At 67.7% G+C, this 19771-nt stretch carries 16 protein-coding genes; 14 read left to right on the top strand and 2 right to left on the bottom strand.

Translation table 11 applies throughout. The annotated features are described in order from the left end of the window. Position 1: 1 nt before the first annotated feature. The 13 genes from ACFZCE_RS26440 to ACFZCE_RS26380 all read left to right on the top strand — a co-directional run bounded on the left by ACFZCE_RS26440 (position 2) and on the right by ACFZCE_RS26380 (position 15198). The gene (locus tag ACFZCE_RS26440) at positions 2 to 808 is read left to right on the top strand and encodes an SDR family oxidoreductase (protein ID WP_390943509.1); all 807 of its coding nucleotides are present in this window, start codon (positions 2 to 4) and stop codon (positions 806 to 808) included. Beyond that, complete coding sequence (locus ACFZCE_RS26435) at positions 809 to 1789, top strand: ABC transporter permease subunit (protein WP_390943508.1); 981 nt, start codon at positions 809 to 811, stop codon at positions 1787 to 1789. After that, complete coding sequence (locus ACFZCE_RS26430) at positions 1786 to 2607, top strand: ABC transporter permease subunit (protein ID WP_390943507.1); 822 nt, start codon at positions 1786 to 1788, stop codon at positions 2605 to 2607. The genes ACFZCE_RS26435 and ACFZCE_RS26430 overlap by 4 nt, the downstream gene beginning before the upstream one ends. Continuing rightward, positions 2604 to 3611: an oligopeptide/dipeptide ABC transporter ATP-binding protein gene (locus ACFZCE_RS26425; protein WP_390943506.1), complete on the top strand. Its 1008-nt coding sequence runs from the start codon at positions 2604 to 2606 to the stop codon at positions 3609 to 3611. Before ACFZCE_RS26430 ends, ACFZCE_RS26425 begins: the two co-directional genes overlap by 4 nt. Then, a complete protein-coding gene (locus ACFZCE_RS26420; protein WP_390943505.1) occupies positions 3608 to 4579 on the top strand; it encodes an oligopeptide/dipeptide ABC transporter ATP-binding protein in 972 nt (323 codons plus the stop codon). Before ACFZCE_RS26425 ends, ACFZCE_RS26420 begins: the two co-directional genes overlap by 4 nt. After that, the gene (locus ACFZCE_RS26415; RefSeq protein WP_390943504.1) at positions 4576 to 5361 is read left to right on the top strand and encodes a class II aldolase/adducin family protein; all 786 of its coding nucleotides are present in this window, start codon (positions 4576 to 4578) and stop codon (positions 5359 to 5361) included. Before ACFZCE_RS26420 ends, ACFZCE_RS26415 begins: the two co-directional genes overlap by 4 nt. Before the next feature lie 25 nt (positions 5362 to 5386). Beyond that, positions 5387 to 6574: an acyl-CoA dehydrogenase family protein gene (locus ACFZCE_RS26410; RefSeq protein WP_390943503.1), complete on the top strand. Its 1188-nt coding sequence runs from the start codon at positions 5387 to 5389 to the stop codon at positions 6572 to 6574. Positions 6575 to 6582: 8 nt separating this feature from the next. Next, positions 6583 to 7728: an LLM class flavin-dependent oxidoreductase gene (locus ACFZCE_RS26405; protein WP_390943502.1), complete on the top strand. Its 1146-nt coding sequence runs from the start codon at positions 6583 to 6585 to the stop codon at positions 7726 to 7728. 25 nt (positions 7729 to 7753) lie between these two features. After that, a complete protein-coding gene (locus ACFZCE_RS26400) occupies positions 7754 to 9316 on the top strand; it encodes a rhodanese-like domain-containing protein (RefSeq protein WP_390943501.1) in 1563 nt (520 codons plus the stop codon). Positions 9317 to 9684: 368 nt separating this feature from the next. Continuing rightward, positions 9685 to 11271 (top strand): ABC transporter substrate-binding protein, encoded by a 1587-nt coding sequence (locus ACFZCE_RS26395; RefSeq protein ID WP_390943500.1) that lies wholly within the window; start codon positions 9685 to 9687, stop codon positions 11269 to 11271. Continuing rightward, entirely contained in the window at positions 11268 to 12431 is a 1164-nt protein-coding gene (locus ACFZCE_RS26390) for an alpha-hydroxy-acid oxidizing protein (protein ID WP_390943499.1), read from the top strand. Before ACFZCE_RS26395 ends, ACFZCE_RS26390 begins: the two co-directional genes overlap by 4 nt. Positions 12432 to 12531: 100 nt before the next feature. Beyond that, positions 12532 to 14145 carry a tannase/feruloyl esterase family alpha/beta hydrolase gene (locus tag ACFZCE_RS26385; protein ID WP_390943498.1) on the top strand — a complete coding sequence of 538 codons (1614 nt, stop codon included), beginning with the start codon at positions 12532 to 12534 and terminating at the stop codon, positions 14143 to 14145. Between the two features lie 183 nt (positions 14146 to 14328). Beyond that, positions 14329 to 15198: an isocitrate lyase/phosphoenolpyruvate mutase family protein gene (locus ACFZCE_RS26380; protein WP_390943497.1), complete on the top strand. Its 870-nt coding sequence runs from the start codon at positions 14329 to 14331 to the stop codon at positions 15196 to 15198. A gap of 99 nt (positions 15199 to 15297) precedes the next feature. Here ACFZCE_RS26380 and garD read toward each other — a convergent pair whose 3' ends face one another. Both garD and ACFZCE_RS26370 read right to left on the bottom strand, forming a co-directional pair. Beyond that, a complete protein-coding gene (garD, locus tag ACFZCE_RS26375; RefSeq protein ID WP_390943496.1) occupies positions 15298 to 16860 on the bottom strand; it encodes a galactarate dehydratase in 1563 nt (520 codons plus the stop codon). Positions 16861 to 16890: 30 nt separating this feature from the next. After that, positions 16891 to 18240 (bottom strand): D-galactonate transporter, encoded by a 1350-nt coding sequence (locus tag ACFZCE_RS26370; protein ID WP_390943495.1) that lies wholly within the window; start codon positions 18238 to 18240, stop codon positions 16891 to 16893. A 331-nt stretch (positions 18241 to 18571) separates the two neighbouring features. Here ACFZCE_RS26370 and ACFZCE_RS26365 point away from each other — a divergent pair, with 331 nt between their 5' ends. After that, the gene (locus ACFZCE_RS26365; RefSeq protein WP_390943494.1) at positions 18572 to 19618 is read left to right on the top strand and encodes a hypothetical protein; all 1047 of its coding nucleotides are present in this window, start codon (positions 18572 to 18574) and stop codon (positions 19616 to 19618) included. The last annotated feature ends 153 nt before the right edge of the window (positions 19619 to 19771 follow it).

The following is a 19771-nucleotide window of genomic DNA, read 5'->3' as shown; positions in this document are numbered from 1 at the left end:
CATGGACCTCGAACTGACCGGTAAAAACGTGGTGGTCACCGGCGCCAGCCAAGGCATTGGCCTGGCCATCGCCCAGGCCTTTGCCACCCAGGGCGCGCGCTTGGCGCTGATCGCCCGCACCGAAGCCACCCTGGCCCAGGCCCAACAGGCCCTGGCCAACGCCGGGCATAAGGTGCACATCATCGCGGCCAACCTCAGCGACGCCGCCGCGGCCGAGGCGGCCATCGCCCAGGCCGAGGCACTCCTGGGTGGCATCGACGTGCTGGTCAACAGCGCCGGCGCCGCCCGCCGCAGCGAGCCGGAAAGCCTCGACCCGGCGCTGTGGCGGGCCGCGCTGGAGGCGAAGTTCTTTCCGTACATCCATGCCCAGGACGCCGTGCTGCGGCGCTGGCTGGCCCAGGCCAAGGCGCAGCACACGCCGCTGGGCCATGCCATCGTCAACGTGGTCGGCACCGGCGGCAAGCAGCCCACCGCCACCCACCTGCCCGGCGGTTCGGCGAACGCCGCGCTGCTGCTCAGCTCGGTCGGCCTGGCCAAGCATTACGCCCAGTATGGCGTGCGCATCAACGTGATCAACCCAGGCTTTACCTACACCGGCCGGGTCGACCAGGCAATCAGCCTCGAGGCCCAGCGCCGCGGCATCAGCAAGGAACAAGCGCTGCGCGACGCCGAAGCGCAGGTGCCGCTGGGGCGTTTTGCCCAGCCTGAGGAGGTCGCCGACCTGGCATTGTTTCTCGCCAGCGCGCGGGCGCGCTTCATCACCGGCGCGGTGGTACCGATCAACGGCGGCGCGGACCCGGTGATCTAGATGCCAGCCTTTGCCAAATACTTGCTGCGCCGCTTGGCGCAATTGCTGCCGGTGGCGCTGGTCATCGTGTTCAGCGCCTACCTGCTGCTGCGCCTGGCGCCGGGCGACATGGTCGATGTGATGGCCGGTGAAGCCGGCGCGGCCACCCCTGAATACATGGCCCAGTTGCGCCAGCAGTTCGACCTTGACGCCCCGGATTACGTGCTGTTCGGCCGTTACCTGAACAACCTGGCGCACCTCGACCTGGGCTATTCGTTTCGCAACAGCCTGCCGGTGGCCGAGCTGATCGCCCAGCGCGTGCCGGCCACCCTCAGCCTGATGCTGGTGGCCGTGGCCATCGCCGCGGTGCTCGGCATTGGCCTTGGCGCGCTGGCGGCGCGTTACCGTGGGCGCTGGGTCGATGAGTTGATTTCGACAGTCTCGACCATCGGTTTTGCCACCCCGGTGTTCTGGGTGGGGCTGTTGTTGATCGTGGTGTTTTCCATCCACCTGCGCTGGCTGCCCTCGGCCGGCATGCAAACCATCGGCGGGGTCGACGGCTTCTGGGCCAGCCTGCTCGACCGCGCGCGCTACATGGCCTTGCCGGCGCTGAGCCTGTCGTTCTTTTACTTGTCGATCTACGTGCGCATCACCCGCTCGGCGATGCTCGAGGTGTACGGCCTGGACTTCATCCGCACCGCGCGCGCCAAGGGCATTGGCGAGCTGCGCATTGCCCTGCGCCATGTGCTGCGCAACGCGCTGCTGCCGCTGGTGACCATCACCGGGCTGCAACTGGGTTCGCTGATGGGCGGCTCGATCGTGGTCGAAACCGTGTTTTCCTGGCCGGGCCTCGGCCGGCTGGCGTTCGACGCGGTGTTCCAGCGCGACATCAACCTGCTGCTGGGGATCTTCCTGTGCAGCTCGTTCCTGGTGATCCTGATGAACCTGCTGGTGGATGTGCTGTACGCCTTGCTCGACCCCCGTATCGAGGTGCGCTCATGAGCCGCCTGTGGCGTTCCCGGGCGCTGCTGCTCGGGCTGTTCATCCTGCTGGCGATCGCCGCCGCGGCGGCGCTGGCCAACCTGCTGTACCCGGGTGACCCGTTTGACATCGTCGCCCGCCCTAACCTCTGGCCAAGCGCCCAACCCGCTTACCCGCTGGGCACCGACATGCTCGGCCGCGACATCACCGCGGGGATGTTCCACGCCGCACGGGTGTCGCTGCTGGTCGGGCTGGGCGCGGCGACCCTGGCGGTGCTGGTCGGCACCCTGGTGGGGGTGGTGGCCGGTTATTTCGGTGGCTGGGCCGATGACTGCCTGATGCGCCTGACCGAGCTGTTCCAGACCATGCCGAGCTTCTTGTTCGCGATCCTGCTGGTGGTGATCCTGCAGCCGTCGATCGGCAGCATCGTGTTCGCCATTGGCATCACCTCCTGGCCGCAAATCTCCCGCTTGGTGCGCGCCGAGGCAATGCGCGTGCGCCAGCAGGATTACGTGAGCGCCGCGGTGACCATGGGCCTGGCGCACCCGGCGATCATCTGGCGGCATATTTTGCCCAACAGCATCGCCCCGGTGGTCGTCGCCACCTCCATCCTGATTGCCCAGGCGATCCTCACCGAAGCCTCGCTGTCGTTCCTCGGCCTGGGCGACCCCAGCGTGATTTCCTGGGGCAGCATGGTCGGCGCCGGGCGTTCGTCGTTGCGCACCGCCTGGTACATGACCGCTGTGCCCGGCGCGGCGATCTTCATCGCGGTGATGGGCTTCATGTACCTGGGCAACGGCCTCAACGATGTGCTCAACCCCCGTTCGGAGGCCCAATGACCACGCCCCTGCTAGACGTACGCCACCTGCGGGTGGAATTCGGCAGCGCCACGGCGCCGCTGGTGGCGGTCAATGACCTGTCGCTGCACGTGCACGCCGGCGAAACCCTGGCCATCGTCGGTGAGTCCGGCTGCGGCAAATCGGTCACCGCGCTCGCCCTCACCCGCCTGCTGCACGGCAGCCAGGCACGCCTGGGCGGCTCGGTGAAATACCGTGGCGAGGAACTCACCACCCTCAGCGAGGCCGCCCTGCGCGGCTACCGTGGCCGCCATATCGGGATGATCTTCCAAGACCCGATGAGCGCGCTGAACCCCGTGCTGACGGTGGGCGAGCAATTGATCGAGGCGATCCAGGCCCATGAGCGCCTGCCACGCGCCCAGGCCCAGGCGCGCGCCGCCGAACTGCTGGCGTTGGTGCGCATTCCCGAGCCGCACAAACGCCTGGCCGACTACCCGCACCGGTTCTCCGGCGGCATGCGCCAGCGCGTGGTGATCGCCATGGCCCTGGCCGGGCGGCCTTCGTTGTTGATTGCCGACGAGCCGACCACCGCGCTCGACGTGACCATCCAGGCGCAGATCCTGCAGTTGCTGGCCAACCTGCAGCGCGAGCTGGGCATGGGCCTGATCCTGATTACCCATGACCTGGGCGTGGTCGCCGAAACCGCCGACCGGGTGATGGTGATGTACGCCGGGCGCAAGGTCGAGGAGCAGCCCGTGCACGGCCTGTTTGCCCAGCCGCGCCACCCTTACACCCAAGGGCTGATCGGCGCGCGCCCGGCGCTGCGGTTCAACCCGGCGGCCACCCGTGAGCGCCTGCGCGAGATCCCCGGGATGGTACCGATGCTCTCGCAATTGCCGGCCGGCTGCGCCTTTGCCGCGCGCTGCCCGCGGGCCAGCGCCGCGTGCGAACAGCAACCGCCAGCCAGCGCGGTGGCGCCGGCGGCACTGGTCGCCTGCCACCACCCCTATGCCCCGCAACCGCTTGCCCAGAGGGCCCAGGCATGACCCCGCTGCTGCACGTCAACAACCTGTCGGTGCGCTACGCCACGGCCCGTGGCGAGCTGCACGCCGTCAGCGCGGTGAACCTGGCCCTGGACGCCGGGCAAACCCTGGGCCTGGTCGGTGAATCCGGCTGCGGCAAATCTTCGCTGGGCAAGGCGCTGGTGCGCCTGGTCAAGCCGTCAGCCGGGGAAATCCGCGTGCGCGGGGTCGACCTCGCCAGCCTGCGCGGCCGCGCGCTGAAGGCCAGCCGCTTCGAGGTGCAGATGGTCTTCCAGGACCCCTCCTCGGCCCTCGACCCACGGATGAACATCGCCGAGGCCATCGCTGAACCGCTACGCGCCCGCGGCGAACTGAACGCCGCCGAGCGCCAGGCGCGGGTCGCCGAGCTGATGCAGCAGGTCGGCCTGCACGCCGAGTTGGCCAGCCGCCTGCCGCACCAGCTTTCAGGCGGCCAGCGCCAAAGGGTGGTCATCGCCCGGGCACTGGCGCCCAAGCCCGCGCTGATTGTGTGCGACGAGCCGGTGTCGGCACTGGATGTATCGCTGCAGGCGCAGATCCTCAACCTGCTCTGCGATTTGCAAGCGCAGTTAGGCGTGGCCTACCTGTTCATCAGCCATGACCTCTCGGTGGTGCAGTACGTCGCCGACCGTATCGCTGTGATGTACCTGGGCGAAGTGGTCGAGGTGGGTGACCGCGCGTTGTTCTGGCAACGCCCGGCACACCCCTACAGCCAGGCGCTGATCGCCGCGGTGCCGGTGATGGACCCTGCCCACAGCCGCGCCGCCAGCAAAACCGTGCTGGGTGGCGATGTGCCCAGCCCCTACCAGCCCCCGGCCGGTTGCCGTTTTCACACCCGCTGCCCGCAGGCCCACCCCCGCTGCCAGGCCGAGGCGCCGCGCCTGCGCGCCCTGCAGCCGGGCCACCAGGTGGCCTGCCACCTTTACGACGCCACCCTTGGAGCGCCCGCATGAGTACCGCCTTGAACCTGCCCCGCCCTGATAGCGCCGTGGCCCAGGCCCGCCTGGACCTCGCCGCCGCCCACCGCCTGGCGGTGTGGCACGACTTCAGCGAAGGCATCTACAACCACTTCAGCCTGGCCGTGCCCGGCACCGACGACCGCTTCCTGCTGCCGCCGTTTGGCTTGCATTGGTCTGAGGTGACCGCCAGCGAGCTGATGGTGATCGGCTTCGACGGCCGCCAGATCGAGGGCGAAGGCATCATCCAGCGCTCGGCATACTGCATTCACGCGCCGATCCACGCCGCCCACCCCAAGCACGCGGCGGTGCTGCACACCCACATGCCCTACGCCGGTGCCCTTACCCGCCTGCAGAACCAGCAGCTGCAGATGCTCGGCCAGACCGAAGCGCTGTTGATCGACCAGATCGCCTACGACGAAGGCTATGACGGCCTGGCCCGGGCCACCGACGAAGGCCAGCGGCTGGCCGAGGTGCTCGGCGAGAAAAGCATCCTGTTCATGGGCAACCACGGCGTCGTGGTCACCGGCCGCAGCGTGGCCGAAGCCTATGACCGCTTGTACACCCTGGAACGCGCCGCACGGGTGCAACTGTTCGCCCTCTGGACCGGCCAGCCGCTGCGCACCCTGAGCGCCGCGCAGGTGAACAAGGTGCAGGACCAGATCCACAACACCCCGCTGCACGACGCCCCTGGCGCCCAGTACAAGCCCGGCTACCAGTTGCACTTCGATGCCCTGCGCCGCCTGCTCGACCGCCGCGAACCTGACTACCGGAACTGACCCTGTGAACGCCTTGAACCCCGCCGTGCCCGCCCCACCCAGCTTCGACCAACTGCATGCCGCCGCCCGCGCGCTGAGCCAGCGCTTCGCCGCCGGCGCCAGCCAGCGCGACCGCGAGCGGCAGTTACCGCATGCCGAGGTGCAAGCCCTGGCCGAGCACGGCCTGCTCGCCGCGCGGGTGCCGGCCGCCTTTGGCGGGGCTGGCCTCAGCGTGCTGCAACTGGTGCAACTGCTGGTGCTGATCGCCCAGGGCGACCCCAACATCGCCCAGGCCGTGCAGCCCCATGCCTGCGGCGTCGAAAAACTGCGCATCCACGCCAGCCCCGCGCAACAGCAGCACTACCTGGGGCTGATCGGCGCCGGCGGGATGATCACCAACGCCTCGGCCGAGCGCGGCGGCGCGGTGGTCGGGCAGATCAGCACCGCGCTGGCCCGCCACGGCGATGCCTGGCAGTTGAACGGTACCAAGCACTACGCCACCGGCAGCCTGTTCGCCCAGCACTTCTACGTGCTGGCCAACACCGCGCAGGGCCGCGCCCTGGCCCTGGTGCCGGTGAACCGCAGCGGCGTGCAGGTGGTGGACGACTGGAACGGCATGGGCCAGCGCACCACCGCCAGCAGCACCGTCAGCTTTACCGCGGTGGCCGTGGCCGACAGTGAAATCCTTCACCTGCCGCACTGGAACAGCCGCCGCACCTACGAAGGCGCCTTTGCCCAGGTGCTGCACGCGGCCATCGACGTGGGCATTGCCCTGGCCGCGCTGGAGGATGCCGTGGCCTTTGGCCGGGGCCCGGCGCGGCCGGTGCCGGAGGCGAAAACCGACCGCGCCGGCGGCGACCCGTACGTGCAGCAGGCGGTGGGCGAAATGGCCATCCAAGCCCATGCCGCCGAAGCCCTGCTCGAGCGCGCCGCGGGCATTCTCGACCGCGCGGTGGTGCTGTTTGAAGCCGGCGCCGAGGCCGACCAGGCCCTGGCCAAGGCGTCGATCGCGGTGGCCGAAGCCAAGGTCGCGGCCAACGACGCCTCACTGCGCAACAGCGAAGCGTTGTTTCGCGTCGGTGGCGCCTCGGCCACCTTGCAAACGCGCAACCTCGACCGCCACTGGCGCAATGCCCGCACCCACACCACCCACGACCCGGCCGCGTGGAAAACCCAGCTGGTGGGCGACTACCTGCTCAACGACCAACTGCCGCCGATCAGCACCAAGGTATGAACACTGCCATGCATGCGCCCGTACTCTCTGCGTTGCCCGCCACCAGCCCGCTGCACGAGGCCTTGCGCCAACCGTTGCTGCTGGGGCTGTTCCTGCCCATCCACAACGGCGGCTGGACGATGTCGGCCTACCCGCGCGAGACCGACTGGACCTTCGACTACAACGCCGCGCTGACCCGCAGCGCCGAGGCCCTGGGCCTGGACCTGGTGTTCGGCCCGGCGCACTGGCTGCCCAAGGGGGGCTTCGGTGGCGAGATGCGCTACCGCGAAACCGCGCTGGACGCGCTGATGAGCGCCGCCGGCCTGGCCGCGGTGACTGAGCGCATTGTGTTGATTTCCACCGTGCACGTGTTCTACGGCCCCTGGCACCCGCTGCACCTGGCCAAGTTCGGCGCCACCCTCGACCACATGAGTGGCGGCCGCTGGGGGCTGAACCTGGTCACCGGGTTCCGTAAAGACGAATGGGCGATGTTCGGCCAGCAGCAGATCGAGCACGACCGCCGCTATGAACTGGCCGGCGAATACGTCGACCTGCTGCAACGGCTATGGACCGAAGACGCCAACCTCAACTACCGCAGCGAGCAGTGGGAACTGAACAACGCCTACGTCACGCCGCGGCCAGCCCACGGCCGGCCGATCATGGTCAGCGCCACCAGCTCGCCGGCCGGCATCGCCCACGCGGTGCGCCAGGCTGACCTGATTTTCGTCACCAGCCCGGCCGGGGCGCGCTTCGAAGCGGCCATCGAGGCGTTGCCGGCGGTCAACCGCCAGGTCAAGGACGCCGCCGCCGCGATTGGCCGTGACGTGCGCACACTGGTCAACCCGATGGTCATCGCCCGCGACACCGAGGCCGAGGCCTGGGCGGTCTACCAGGGCGTGCTCGACCAGGCCGACGACGGCGCCGTGGAAGGGTTTTTCCACACCCACGCCACCGGCGACAGCCGCTCGTGGCGCGGCCACCAGCGCGATGAGCGGATCGTTGGCGGCAATATCCAGCTGGTGGGCACCCCGGAGCAAATCGTCGAGCAGATCATCCAGCTCAAGGCCGCCGGCTGCGACGGCTTGCAGCTGTGCTTCATCGATTACCACACCGAGCTGGCCTACTTCGGCGCGCGCATTCTGCCGCTGCTCAAGCAGGCCGGCCTGCGCCTGTAACCTTTTTAACGATAAGGACTGCCCCATGACTGCCGTGCTGCCCCTCTCCACCCTGCAGGCCTGGCTCGAAGACGGCGATGAACTGGCGTTCATCGACATCCGCGAAGAAGGCCTGTTTGGCGAAAACCACCCGCTATTGGCGGTGAACGTGCCTTACAGCAAGCTCGAAACCGACCTGCCGCCGCGGGTACCACGGCGCGCCACCCGCACCGTGCTGCTGGCCGAGAACAGCGCCCAGGGCGCCTTGGCGGCGCGGCGCTTGGCGGCGCTGGGGTACACCGCTGTGCACCTGCTCGACGGCGGCCTCGAGGCCTGGCGGCAGGCGGGGCTGGCGCTGTTCCAGGGCATCAACGTGCCGAGCAAGGCCTTTGCCGAATGCGTGGAGCACAGCCTGCACACCCCGGCCATCGAGGCGGCCGAGCTGGCCAAGCTGATCGACGCCCAGGCCGACTATGCGCTGCTCGACAGCCGCACCCTGGAGGAATACCAGCGCTTCCATGTGCCGACCGCGGTGGGGGTGCCCAGCGCCGAGCTGTTGTACCGCTTCGACGACCTGGTGCCCTCGGCCGACACCTTGGTGGTGGTCAGCTGCGCCGGCCGCACCCGCGGGATCGTCGGCGCGCAAACGCTGATCAACGCCGGCGTGCCGAACCGCGTGGTGGCCCTGGCCGGTGGCACCCAGGGCTGGCGCCTGGCCGGGTTGCACACGGTGAACCACGATTCGCGCCACTACGGCCCGCTCAGCGGCGCCGCGCGCGATGCCGCGGTGCTGCGCGCTGAACGCCTGGCTGAACGCCACGGGGTGGCGCGGGTCAACGCCGCCACCCTCGCCAGTTGGCAGGCCGACCCGCAGCGCACCACCTACCTGTTCGATGTGCGCAGCGCCGAGGAATTCGCCCATAGCCACCGCGCCGATGCCCGCCACGTGCCCGGCGGGCAACTGGTGCAGGCACTGGACCTGTGGGTGGCCACGCGCAATGCGCGCATCGTGCTCAACGATGACGACGGCGTGCGCGCCACCACCACCGCGCACTGGCTGGCGCAGCTCGGCTGGCAGGCCAGCGTGCTGGTCGGCATCGACCCCGCCGCCAACGCCCGGCCGGTGGCGCAACCGAGCTGGGCGGGGGTGCAGTACATTGATCCTGCCACCGCCGCCGGTTGGCTCAAGGGCACTGCCGTGGCGCTGGCCGCCGACCGCAGCGCGGCCTATGCGGCGCACGCCCCACACGGCGCGCTGTGGGTGAACCGCGCGCGGCTGGCGGGGTTGCCGGCGCGGCTGAAGGCTGCCAGCCAGGTGCTGGTGTTCGCCGAAGACCTCGCCCTGGCCCGCGGCGTGGCGCTGGAGCTGCACGAGCAAGGCCTGCCAGCCTATGTGGTCACCGGCGACGCCGCCCAGTGGCGCGCCGCCGGCATCGTCGTGGGTGGCAACCCGCCGCTGGCCGATGCCGAGCGCCTCGACTACCTGTTCTGGCTGCACGACCGCCACGACGGCAACGCCGAGGCCAGCGCGGCGTACATCGCCTGGGAAGAAGACCTGCCGCGGCAAGTGGGTGACCACCGCCACGCGCGGTTCCAGATTCGCCCTTAACGCCTTCGGAGGCCCTTCGCCCGGCACTGCCGGGGGTGCTGTTCACTTGAGCAATCAGAGCGTTGAATCTCAGGTTCAAAGCCCTGATCTCTCTCTGGGGTTTTACTGAGCGCATGAGCTGACTGGCCTATCGCCCGGCACAGCCGGCCTCCCACGGGGCCTGTGTTGATTTAAAAATCAATGGCTTACACAAAACTGGTGGGAGGCCGGCTGTGCCGGGCGATAGGCCCTGAAGCTCATGCACGGCATCAGCAGCACTCACAGACTGATCGCCCGCGCGACGCAGTGAAAGGCTCAAGTGAACAGCATTACGGCACAGCCGAGCGAAGGGCACTCCCAGCCCACCCTTACTCATCCGGAGTTACCCCGTGCTCACCTCACTGATCAGGGCGCTGCCCGCGCTCACGCTACTGCTTGGCCTGGCCACCGGCGCCGAGGCCGAAACCCCACGCCCCGGCGGCACCCTCACCGCCATCGTGCAACCCGAACCCACGGCGATGACCAGCGCCATCAACAACACCTACGCCAACGGCGTGGTCTCGAGCAACATCTTCGACGGGCTGGTCAGCTATGACCAGGACTTCAACCCACAGCCCTCGCTGGCCACGTCCTGGGAAACTTCCGCCGACGGCCTGAGCATGACTTTCCACCTGCGCCACGGGGTGAAATGGCACGACGGCCAGCCGTTCACCTCGGCGGATGTAAAGTACAGCCTCGAAGAAGTCTGGAAAAAACTCCACGCCCGCGGCCGGGTGACCTTCGCTGCGGTGCGCGAGGTGCAGACCCCGGATGCCTACACCGCTGTGCTCAAGCTCGATCACCCCTCGCCGGTGATCCTCAGCGCAGTCAACGCGGTGGAATCGCAAGTGCTGCCGCGCCACCTCTACGCCGGCACCGACGTGGCCAGCAACCCCTATAACGTCAAGCCGGTGGGCACCGGGCCGTTCCGCTTCAAGCAGTGGGAGCGCGGCCAGTACATCGCCCTGGAGAAAAACCCCGACTACTGGGAAGCCGGCAAGCCGCTGGTCGACAAGCTGGTGTTCCGGATCATCCCCGACGCCGCCTCGCGCGCCGCCGCGCTGGAAACCGGCGAGGTGCAGTACGCGCCCTACAACCCCATCCCCTTGGCCGATGTGCAACGGATCAAGGCCCTGCCAGACCTGGTGGTAGACACCCACGGCTACGAGTGGCAAGCGCCCTATTACTTCATTGAGTTCAACCTGCGCCGCCCCGCCCTGGCCAAGCTGCAGGTGCGCCAGGCGATTGCCCAGGCCATCGACCGCCAGGGGCTGATCGACACCGTGTGGTATGGCTTCGGCAAGGTCGCTGACAGCCCGATCGTCTCCAGCGTGGCGCGTTTCCACGCCCCCGGCCTGCCGCAGTACCCCTATGACCCGGCCAAGGCCGAGCAACTGCTCGACGCCGCCGGCTACCCACGCCAGGCCAATGGCGTGCGCTTCAGCATTACCCTTGACCACCAGCCGTTCAACGACACTTTCGCCAACACCGACGAGTACATCCGCCAGAACCTCAAGCGGGTAGGCATCGAGGCCACGGTGCGCAACCAGGACCTGCCGAGCTTTTTGCGCAAGGTCTACGGCGAGTATGACTTCGACATCAATGGCGGGCAGTTCTCGGGGTATTCCGACCCGCAGATGGGCGTGCTGCGCCAGTACACCTCCAGCACCATCAAGGCCGGCATCCCCTGGGTGAACGCATCGAACTACCGCAACCCGGAGATGGACGCGCTGATCGAGCAGATCCAGCAACAAGGCGAAGGCCCGCAGCGGGTGGCCAGCTTCCAGCGCTTCCAGCGCATCGCGCAAACCGACCTGCCGGTGCTGCCGCTGTTCGAGATGCGCAACTTCTCGGTCTACTCCAAGCGCCTGGGCGGCGTGTCGCAAGCGCCGGATGGCGCATTGTCGTCGCTCAAGAACGTATGGCTCAAGCCATGAGCCGCTGGGCCGCGGCGCAGAACATCGATGAGCTGCGCGCCCTGGCGCAGCGCCGGCTGCCGCGCGGGCTGTATGAGTTCGTCGCGCGCGGCAGCGAAGACGAAGTGGCCCTGCGGCACAACCGCGAGGCCTTCGAGGCGATCAAGATCAAACCGCGGGCGCTGGTGGATGTCAGCCAGCGCAGCAGCGCCACCACCCTGCTCGGCCGCGCCCACGCGCTGCCGCTGGTGGTCGCCCCCACTGGCGCCGCCGGGTTGCTCTGGTACCAGGGTGAAACCGCCCTGGCCCGGGCCGCCGCCCAAGCTGGGGTGCCCTATGTACTGGGGATGAGCTCGATCACCCCGATGGAAACGGTTCGCCGGGCCTGCGACGGGGCGCTGTGGTTCCAGCTGTACCTGGCGCCGGAGCAGGCCAGCAGCGACGCGATGATCGACCGCGCCAAGGCGGCGGGCTTCGACGCGCTGGTGCTGACGGTCGACACCGTGGTGCAACCGAACCGCGAGTACAACACCCACAACGGCTTCAGCGTGCCGATGCGCCTGAACCGCCGTAACGCGCTGGACTTTGCCGCGCACCCCGGCTGGCTGCTGGGAGTGATCGGCCGTTACCTGGCCGCCGGCGGCATGCCGCGCTTCGAGAACTACCCGCCCGGCCTGCGCCACAGCGTCAGCGCCCGCCAGCGCGAGCGCTGGGCGCCGGTCAAGCGCAACGAGGCGGCTACCTGGGCGGCGCTGGCCCAGGTGCGCGAGCGCTGGGGCGGTCAGTTGATCGTCAAGGGCCTGGGCTGCGCCGAAGATGCCCTGGCCGCGCTGAACGCTGGTGCCGATGCGCTGGTGCTGTCGAACCACGGCGGGCGCAACCTCGACAGCGCGCCCAGCCCGCTGCAGGTGCTACCGGCGGTACTCAGCGCGGTGCACGGCCGCTGCCCGGTGTGGCTGGACAGCGGCGTGCGCCGCGGCAGCGATGTGTTCAAGGCGCTGGCGCTGGGCGCCCAAGGGGTGTGGGTGGGCCGCGCGGCACTGTATGGGCTCGCCGCCGGCGGTTATGACGGCGCGGCGCGCAGCCTGGCGCTGCTCGCCGAGGAGCTCGACCGCTGCATGGCCTATGCCGGGGTACGCGAGGCAGCGGCGCTGGGCTTAGCCAATCTGCACCCAGGTTAGGCGGCGCGACTCAAGGTTTCATCTGCGGCGCCGATGATCTTGTACGTATTGGCACAAACTTTGCTGTCCCATTCCGGCATAAGATCATCGGAGCACCTACATGAGATTTCTGGCCCTCGCGGCAGCTGCCCTCGTGCTCCTGAGCTTTGCGTTCTACTCAAGTGGGAATATTTACCCCACTCGCCCCAGCGAAACCGCCTGGCTCGGTGACGCCCAGGCCTGCGAGGCCCTGGCCAGCCTGGCCATCGGTGAGGCTCAGGTGACCGACGTCGGCTTTGTTAACGGCGCCACCTCGGCGCATTTCCAGGGCGTGCGGGTGGCCTACAGCCAGCCGTTCTGCCGGGTGCGCATCAGCACCACGCCGGCCATCGGCGCGAGCATCAACCATGAGATCTGGCTGCCGCCCGCGCAACGCTGGAACAGCCGGTTCCTCGGCACCGGCAACGGCGGCTTTGCCGGCAAGATCGTCTACGATGCCTTGGCCAATGGCCTGGCCCGCGGCTTTGCGGTGGCCAACACCGACGTCGGCACCCACGCCACCAGCGGGTTTATCCAGATCGCTGGCAATGAACAGTTGCGCGAGAACTACCACCAGCGCGCCATCCACCAGATGACCCAACTGGGCAAGGCCGTGGCCGAGCAGTACTACAAGCGCAAGCCGGAGTACGCGCTGTTCGCCGGCTGTTCCAGCGGCGGCTTCGAGGCCATGACCGAAGCGGCCAACTACCCCACCGACTACAACGGCATCGTCGCCGGCGCGCCGGGTATCGACTTTGCCGGGGTGGGCCTGTTTCAGGGCTTCAGCTACGTGCAAACCCAGGGCACACCGGGCGCGGCGATTGCCGCGAGCAAGCTGCCGGCGATCGAAGCCGCGGTGCTCAAGCAGTGTGACGCCACCGATGGCCTGGAAGACGGCCAGATCGACGACCCGGCGCACTGCCAGGTGAGCTTCGAGCCGTTGCTGTGCAGCGGCGCCGAGACCGACACCTGCCTGACCCGGCCGCAGATCAGCGCCCTCACCGCCCTGCGCAACGGCCCGGTCAACCCACGCACCGGCGAGCGCTATTACCCGGCGTTCCCGGCCGGCGCGGAAAACGCCGGCGGCGCGCGGGCGCGCATCGCCCACCTGGCCACCGGCACCTCGATCGTCGACGCCAGCCCCGGGCCACTGACCTGGGTGCTCGGCCCGCAATGGGCGGCGGAAAAATGGCTGAACTTCAACTTCGACGCCGACGCCCGCCAAGCCGTCGACGCCTACGCGCCCTATGCGCCCAGTAACCCCGACCTCTCGCCGTTCATGAAGGCCGGCGGCAAGCTGATCCTGTTCCACGGCCTGCGCGATGCGAACATCTTCGCGCAAAGCTCGATCAGCTATTACCAGCGTGTGCAGGCCACCCTCGGCGCCGCGCCCACGGCGCAGTTCAGCCGGTTGTTCCTGGTCCCGGGCATGGACCACTGCGCCGGCGGCATCGGCCCCAACCAGTTCGGCCAGGACAACTGGAAGGCGCCGGCGGCCAACGCCCCGGAAACCGACGTGATCGCTTCGCTGGACGACTGGGTGGCCAAGGGCCGCGCACCCGAGGCGATGATCGCCGCGGCCTACCGCGGCGACACCGTGGCCCGCACCCGGCCGCTGTGCCCCTACCCCAAGGTGGCCAAGTACCAGGGTGGCAGCATCGATGCGGCGGGGAGTTTTGCCTGTGTGATGCCGTAAGCGCCCCTTTGCCCGGCCCGGCGGCCATGTAGTGAAAACCCACGCGCGCTACCCAGCAAAACCGCGATGAATGCGCCTTCAGGTTGTCTGGAAACGCCATGATTGACGGGCGGGCGTGGTAATATTCCTACACATTTAAAACCATGATGACCGGCTAACCGACCAAGCCGTACCGGAGCGACCATGCCCAGACTTTCCCATCGCGACCTGCGCTGCGCCTTTCGCCAGCAAGTTCAGACCCCCACCTGTGTGCAAACCGCCTCGGTGTTCGACCCGATGTCGGCGCGCATTGCCGGTGACCTGGGGTTTGAGGTCGGTATCCTCGGTGGCTCCGTAGCTTCACTGCAGGTGCTTGCCGCGCCTGACTTCGCCCTGATCACCCTCAGTGAGTTCGTTGAACAGGCCGCGCGCATCGGCCGCGTGGCGCAGTTGCCGTTCATCGCCGACGCCGACCACGGCTACGGCAATGCCCTCAACGTGATGCGCACGGTGCAGGAACTCGAACGCGCCGGCGTGGCCGCGCTGACCATCGAAGACACCTTGCTGCCGGCGCAATTCGGGCACAAATCGACGGACCTGATCAGCATCGACGAAGGCGTGGGCAAGGTCCGCGCCGCGCTGGAAGCCCGCGACGACCGCGAGCTGTCGATCATCGCCCGCACCCACGCCGGCGTGGTGCCGGTGCAGGAAGTGATCCAGCGTACCCGCGCCTACCAGAAGGCCGGCGCTGACGGTATTTGCATGGTTGGGGTCAAGGATTTCGACCACCTGGAGCAGATTGTCGAGCACCTCAGCGTGCCGGTGACGCTGGTTACCTACGGCAACCAGAAGCTCACCGACTACGCGCGCCTGGCCTCTCTCGGTGTGCGCGTCATCGTCGCCGGCCACGGCGCCTACTTCGCCGCGATCAAGGCCACCTACGACCACCTGCGCGCCCAGCGCCAGGTCACTCGCAGCACCTCCGACCTCAGCGCCAGCGAACTGACCGCCACCTACACCATGCCTGACACCTACAAAAGCTGGGCCAGTGAGTTCATGGATGTGAATGACTGAGTAGGTCAAAAGCCCTGATTCTTCCAGGTGGTTTTGCCGAGCGCATGACCTGACTGGCCCTTCGCCCGGCACAGCCGGAGTGCCGGGCGAAGGGCCCTATCAGGTAATCGGCGCTGGGTTGAACAACACAATGTCGTTGTGCAACCGGTGCTGCTCGGCCCAGGTTTGCTTGCGCCCGCTGGCCACGTCCAGGTAGTAGTGGAACAACTCCCAACCCAACTCCTCGATGCTCATCCGCCCGCTGGCCACCCGGCCGGCGTCGATGTCGATCAGGTCATGCCAGCGCGTGGACAGCTCGGTACGGGTGGCGACCTTCACCACCGGCGCCATCGCCAGCCCGTAGGGCGTGCCGCGGCCGGTGGTGAACACGTGCAGGTTCATCCCGGCGGCCAGTTGCAGGGTGCCGCACACAAAGTCGCTGGCCGGCGTGGCACAGAAAATCAGCCCCTTGCGGCTTACCCGCTCGCCCGGGCCGATCACCCCGTTGATCGCGCCACTGCCAGACTTGACGATCGAGCCCAAGGCCTTCTCGACGATGTTCGACAAGCCGCCCTTCTTGTTGCCCGGGGTGGTGTTGGCGCTGCGGTCGGCGGCGCCGCGGTCGAGGTATTTGTCGTACCAGTCCATTTCGCGCACCAGCGCGTTGGCCACCTCGAGGTTTTCCGCGCGGGCGGTGAGCATGTAGATGGCGTCGCGCACTTCGGTGTTTTCCGAGAACATCACCGTGGCACCGGCCCGCACCAGCAGGTCGGCGGCGTAGCCCAGCGCCGGGTTGGCGGTGATGCCGCTGAAGGCATCGCTGCCGCCACACTGCATGCCGAGGATCAGCTCCGAGGCCGGCACGGTTTCGCGGCGGCGCTGGTCGAGTTTCTTCAGGCGCACTTCGGCCAGGGCCATGATCTGCTCGATCATTTCCGTGAAGCCGTGGCCGGCGTCCTGCAGCCGGTACAGCCACGGGTCTGAAAGGTCTACCGAGGGGTCGTCTTCGTGCATCACCTGGCCGGCCTGGAGCTTTTCGCAGCCCAGGCTGATCACCAGCGCTTCACCGCCCAGGTTGGGGTTGCGCGCCAGGTTGCGCACGGTGCGGATCGGGATGTATGCATCCCGCGCGTTGATCGCCACGCCACAGCCGTAGCTGTGGGTCAGGGCGACCACGTCGTCGACGTTCGGGTATTTTGGCAGCAGTTCCTGGCGGATGCGCTTGACCGCGTGCTCCAGCACCCCGGTCACGCACTGCACGGTGGTGGTGATGCCGAGAATGTTTCGGGTGCCTACGGTGCCGTCGGCATTGCGGTACCCCTCGAAGGTGTAACCCTCCAGCGCCGGCAGCGGCGCCGGCACCGCGTCGCTCATCGGCAGGCTGTCCAACTCCGGGGCCGAGGGCATGGCCAACTGGTGCTCTTGCACCCAACTGCCCTTGGGCAGCAACTGCAACGCGGTGCCGATCACCTGGCCGTAACGGCGCACCGGGGCGCCTTCGGGGATGTCGACCAGCGCCACCTTGTGGCTCTGCGGCACGCCCTCGATGGTGGTCAGGCCGTCGGGGAACACACTGCCCTCGCCCACGCCCTGGTCATTGACCACCACCACCACGTTGTCGCTGTCGTGCAGGCGCACGTAACGCGGCGAGTCGGAATGTTCGATCAGTTCTACGGCTTGCATGGGGAACCCCCGTTGTTCTCTTGTTATGAATCAGGCTTGTACGGGTTTGGCGTCGAGCACTGGCTCGCCGTTTTCATCGTGCAGTTGCACGCGGCGGATCGGCCCGACAATGAACAGGTAGCTGAGCACCGCCACCAGCGCGTTGGCGCCCACGAACACCAGCGCCCACTTGAACGAACCGGTGGCGCTGATCAGGTAGCCGATCACGATAGGCGTGGTGATCGAGGCAATATTGCCGAACATGTTGAACAGCCCGCCACTGATACCGGCGATCTGCTTGGGCGAGGTGTCGGCCATCACCGCCCAGCCCAGCGCGCCCACGCCCTTGCCGAAGAACGCCAGGGCCATCAGGCCGACCACCAGCCAGTCGAGCTGCACGTAGTTGCAGATCACCATGCTGGTTGACAACCCCAGGCCACAGACGATCGGCAGCTTGCGCGAGAACGTCAGGCTGTGGCCGCGGCGCAGCAGCCAGTCGGAGATCACCCCGCCGAGCACGCCGCCAATGAAGCCGAAGATCGCCGGCAACGAAGCGACGAACCCCGCCTTGAGGATGGTCATGCCGCGCTCTTGCACCAGGTACACCGGGAACCAGGTGAGGAAGAAGTAGGTAATGCCGTTGATGCAGTACTGGCCCAGGTAGATGCCGACCATCATCCGGCTGCTCAGCAACTGGCGGATGTAGCCCCACTGCGGGCCGCCGCTGCGGGCGCCGGGCTGGTCCATGTCGACCACCGCGCCGTTGTCGCGGATCAACGCATATTCGGCGGCGCCCATCATGGGGTGGTCTTTGGGGTTGTGGATCAGTTTGAGCCACACCAGCGAGAACGCCACGCCCAGCGCGCCCATCACCACGAACACGTGCTCCCAGCCCAGGGCGTGGACGATCCAGCCCATCAACGGGGTGAACAGCACGGTGGCGAAGTACTGCGCCGAGTTGAAGATCGCCGACGCCGTGCCGCGCTCCTGGGTCGGGAACCAGGCCGCGACGATCCGCGCGTTGCCGGGGAACGACGGCGCTTCGGCCATGCCCACCAGAAAGCGCAGGGTGAACAGCGCCATTACCGCGGTGGCGATGGGCAGAAAGCCGACAAAGCCCTGGAGGATGGTGAACACCGACCAGGTAAAGATGCTGAAGGCGTAAACCCGCTTCGAGCCGAAGCGGTCGAGCAGCCAGCCACCGGGGATTTGCGCGGCCACGTAGGCCCAGCCAAAGGCGGAGAAGATAAAGCCCAGGGTGACGGCGTCGACGCTGAGGTCTTTTTGGATGCTGGAGCCGGCGATGGCGATGGTCGCGCGGTCGGCGTAGTTGATCGTCGTGACGACGAACAGCAGAAAGAGGATCAAGTAACGCACGTGCGTCGGCTTGTTCGCGTGCATGCGGTAAAACTCCCACTTGTTATCGTTGTGCGGGTAAGGCTCAGTGGCCTACGGTCAAGGCCGTGATGTGCGATACGTTATCGTACAACCTAGTTTGGCGCTAGAGGGGGGTGCGGTAATTTTACGCAGGGCGTTGGTGGTCGCGGCGGTGGCTGTTATCGAGGTTTGCCCGGGGTGGGCGATGGGTTCGGGCGGGGTTTTCAACCTGTACGATGACTAAACCAATCCACTGGACAAGTTTCCCGCACAGGACTATGTTCGCGCTTTCGGCACCGGCGCCATGGATGCGCCCGATCCCTCGTGGTCGGTTCGTGGGAGTACGACTGTGAAGATGACGCCATTGCTGGCCCTGCTGCTGGGCGCGCCGTTGTTGGCCGGGTGCAGTGCACCCACCGCGCACTGGCGCTACGTTGAGTTCGACGCGGGCGGCGACACCGCCGACTACAGCGGCCTGGGCAAATTCACCCTGGCCAAGTCCATTCTGTTGCTGCGCCCCGTCGCCCAGGGCACTCCGCCTGCCCTGCTGTCGCTGCCCGCCGAGGCCAGCGGCGCGCATACCCAGTTTGGTTTCCAGCCCCAGCCGGGTAGCCCCGCGCCGCGCCTGGCGACCCTCGACAGCACCCGCCTGGTGCGCAGCCTGAGCCTGGCCAAGGGCAACGAACCGGCCGCGGCGCCGCCCGCCCAGCCAGTCGCGGTGGCCGCCAGCATCGACCGCGGCAGCCGCGCCACCAGCGCCAACCCGCCGGCCTTGCCGATGGCGGTGGATGTGCAAACGCTTTTGCCCAGCGCGCAGCGCGGCGCCGGCAGCGCCTTCGCCGTGGTGGAGAACTCCGGCTACAAGGTGGCCCTGCAACTGGCCTTCGACGCAGTGCCGGCCGGCGCCATCGAAACCGCCCAGCTCGACCTGAACAAAGCCTCGGGGCTGTACTTCTATTCGGCCTGCCGCGCCGCCACCCTGACCCTGCTCAGCGAACCGTTCAAACAGCAGCAGTACACGGTGACCATCGCCGACCCGAACTTCGTGCAAACCGTGGCCCTGGCACCGGGCAGCGCGGTCACCAGCCACAGCAGCTGTGGCGTCGACCTGGGCGGCGGCAGCGAAGACGCCAGCGCCCTCGCCGCGCTCAACCAGGCCGTGGCCCAGGCCCGCAGCGTGGCCCGCGCCTGGGAAACCGTGCCTATGCCGACCCAGGCCCAGGCCCTGGCCGAAGCCCGCGCCACGCAGAAGGCCGTGGTCGCCGTGCGCAAATCCGTGGCCGCCGCCAAAGCCGCGGCAGCCGCCGAAGCCGCCGAGCAGCGCCGCCAGGAAGAAACCCTGCGCAGCGCCGAGGTGGTGCCGCAGCCGGCGTCGCCGCGGCGGGAGACGTTTGCGTTCTGAGGTTGAGGGTCAAACCCCTGATTTCTTCAAAGGGTTTCACTGAGCGCATGGCCTGACTGGCCCTTCGCCCGGCACAGCCGGCCTCTCATCAAACAAAAAATATCCCCTTGTTTTTTAAAAGAAAAAATCAAGCAGCCCTCACCAGTTCCATCC

It is taken from the genome of Pseudomonas sp. NPDC007930, assembly GCF_042958985.1.
In the GTDB taxonomy this organism is placed as follows: domain Bacteria; phylum Pseudomonadota; class Gammaproteobacteria; order Pseudomonadales; family Pseudomonadaceae; genus Aquipseudomonas.
The sequence above is the reverse complement of the archived record's forward strand: the minus strand, read 5'-3'. Positions and strand labels throughout refer to the sequence as shown.

Coding starts and splice junctions, on each gene's coding strand:
- ACFZCE_RS26440 (WP_390943509.1), top strand. CDS start 2: ATGGACCTCGAACTGACCGGTAAAAACGTGGTGGTCACCGGCGCCAGC.
- ACFZCE_RS26435 (WP_390943508.1), top strand. CDS start 809: ATGCCAGCCTTTGCCAAATACTTGCTGCGCCGCTTGGCGCAATTGCTG.
- ACFZCE_RS26430 (WP_390943507.1), top strand. CDS start 1,786: ATGAGCCGCCTGTGGCGTTCCCGGGCGCTGCTGCTCGGGCTGTTCATC.
- ACFZCE_RS26425 (WP_390943506.1), top strand. CDS start 2,604: ATGACCACGCCCCTGCTAGACGTACGCCACCTGCGGGTGGAATTCGGC.
- ACFZCE_RS26420 (WP_390943505.1), top strand. CDS start 3,608: ATGACCCCGCTGCTGCACGTCAACAACCTGTCGGTGCGCTACGCCACG.
- ACFZCE_RS26415 (WP_390943504.1), top strand. CDS start 4,576: ATGAGTACCGCCTTGAACCTGCCCCGCCCTGATAGCGCCGTGGCCCAG.
- ACFZCE_RS26405 (WP_390943502.1), top strand. CDS start 6,583: ATGCATGCGCCCGTACTCTCTGCGTTGCCCGCCACCAGCCCGCTGCAC.
- ACFZCE_RS26400 (WP_390943501.1), top strand. CDS start 7,754: ATGACTGCCGTGCTGCCCCTCTCCACCCTGCAGGCCTGGCTCGAAGAC.
- ACFZCE_RS26390 (WP_390943499.1), top strand. CDS start 11,268: ATGAGCCGCTGGGCCGCGGCGCAGAACATCGATGAGCTGCGCGCCCTG.
- ACFZCE_RS26385 (WP_390943498.1), top strand. CDS start 12,532: ATGAGATTTCTGGCCCTCGCGGCAGCTGCCCTCGTGCTCCTGAGCTTT.
- ACFZCE_RS26380 (WP_390943497.1), top strand. CDS start 14,329: ATGCCCAGACTTTCCCATCGCGACCTGCGCTGCGCCTTTCGCCAGCAA.
- garD (WP_390943496.1), bottom strand. CDS start 16,860: ATGCAAGCCGTAGAACTGATCGAACATTCCGACTCGCCGCGTTACGTG.
- ACFZCE_RS26370 (WP_390943495.1), bottom strand. CDS start 18,240: ATGCACGCGAACAAGCCGACGCACGTGCGTTACTTGATCCTCTTTCTG.
- ACFZCE_RS26365 (WP_390943494.1), top strand. CDS start 18,572: ATGACGCCATTGCTGGCCCTGCTGCTGGGCGCGCCGTTGTTGGCCGGG.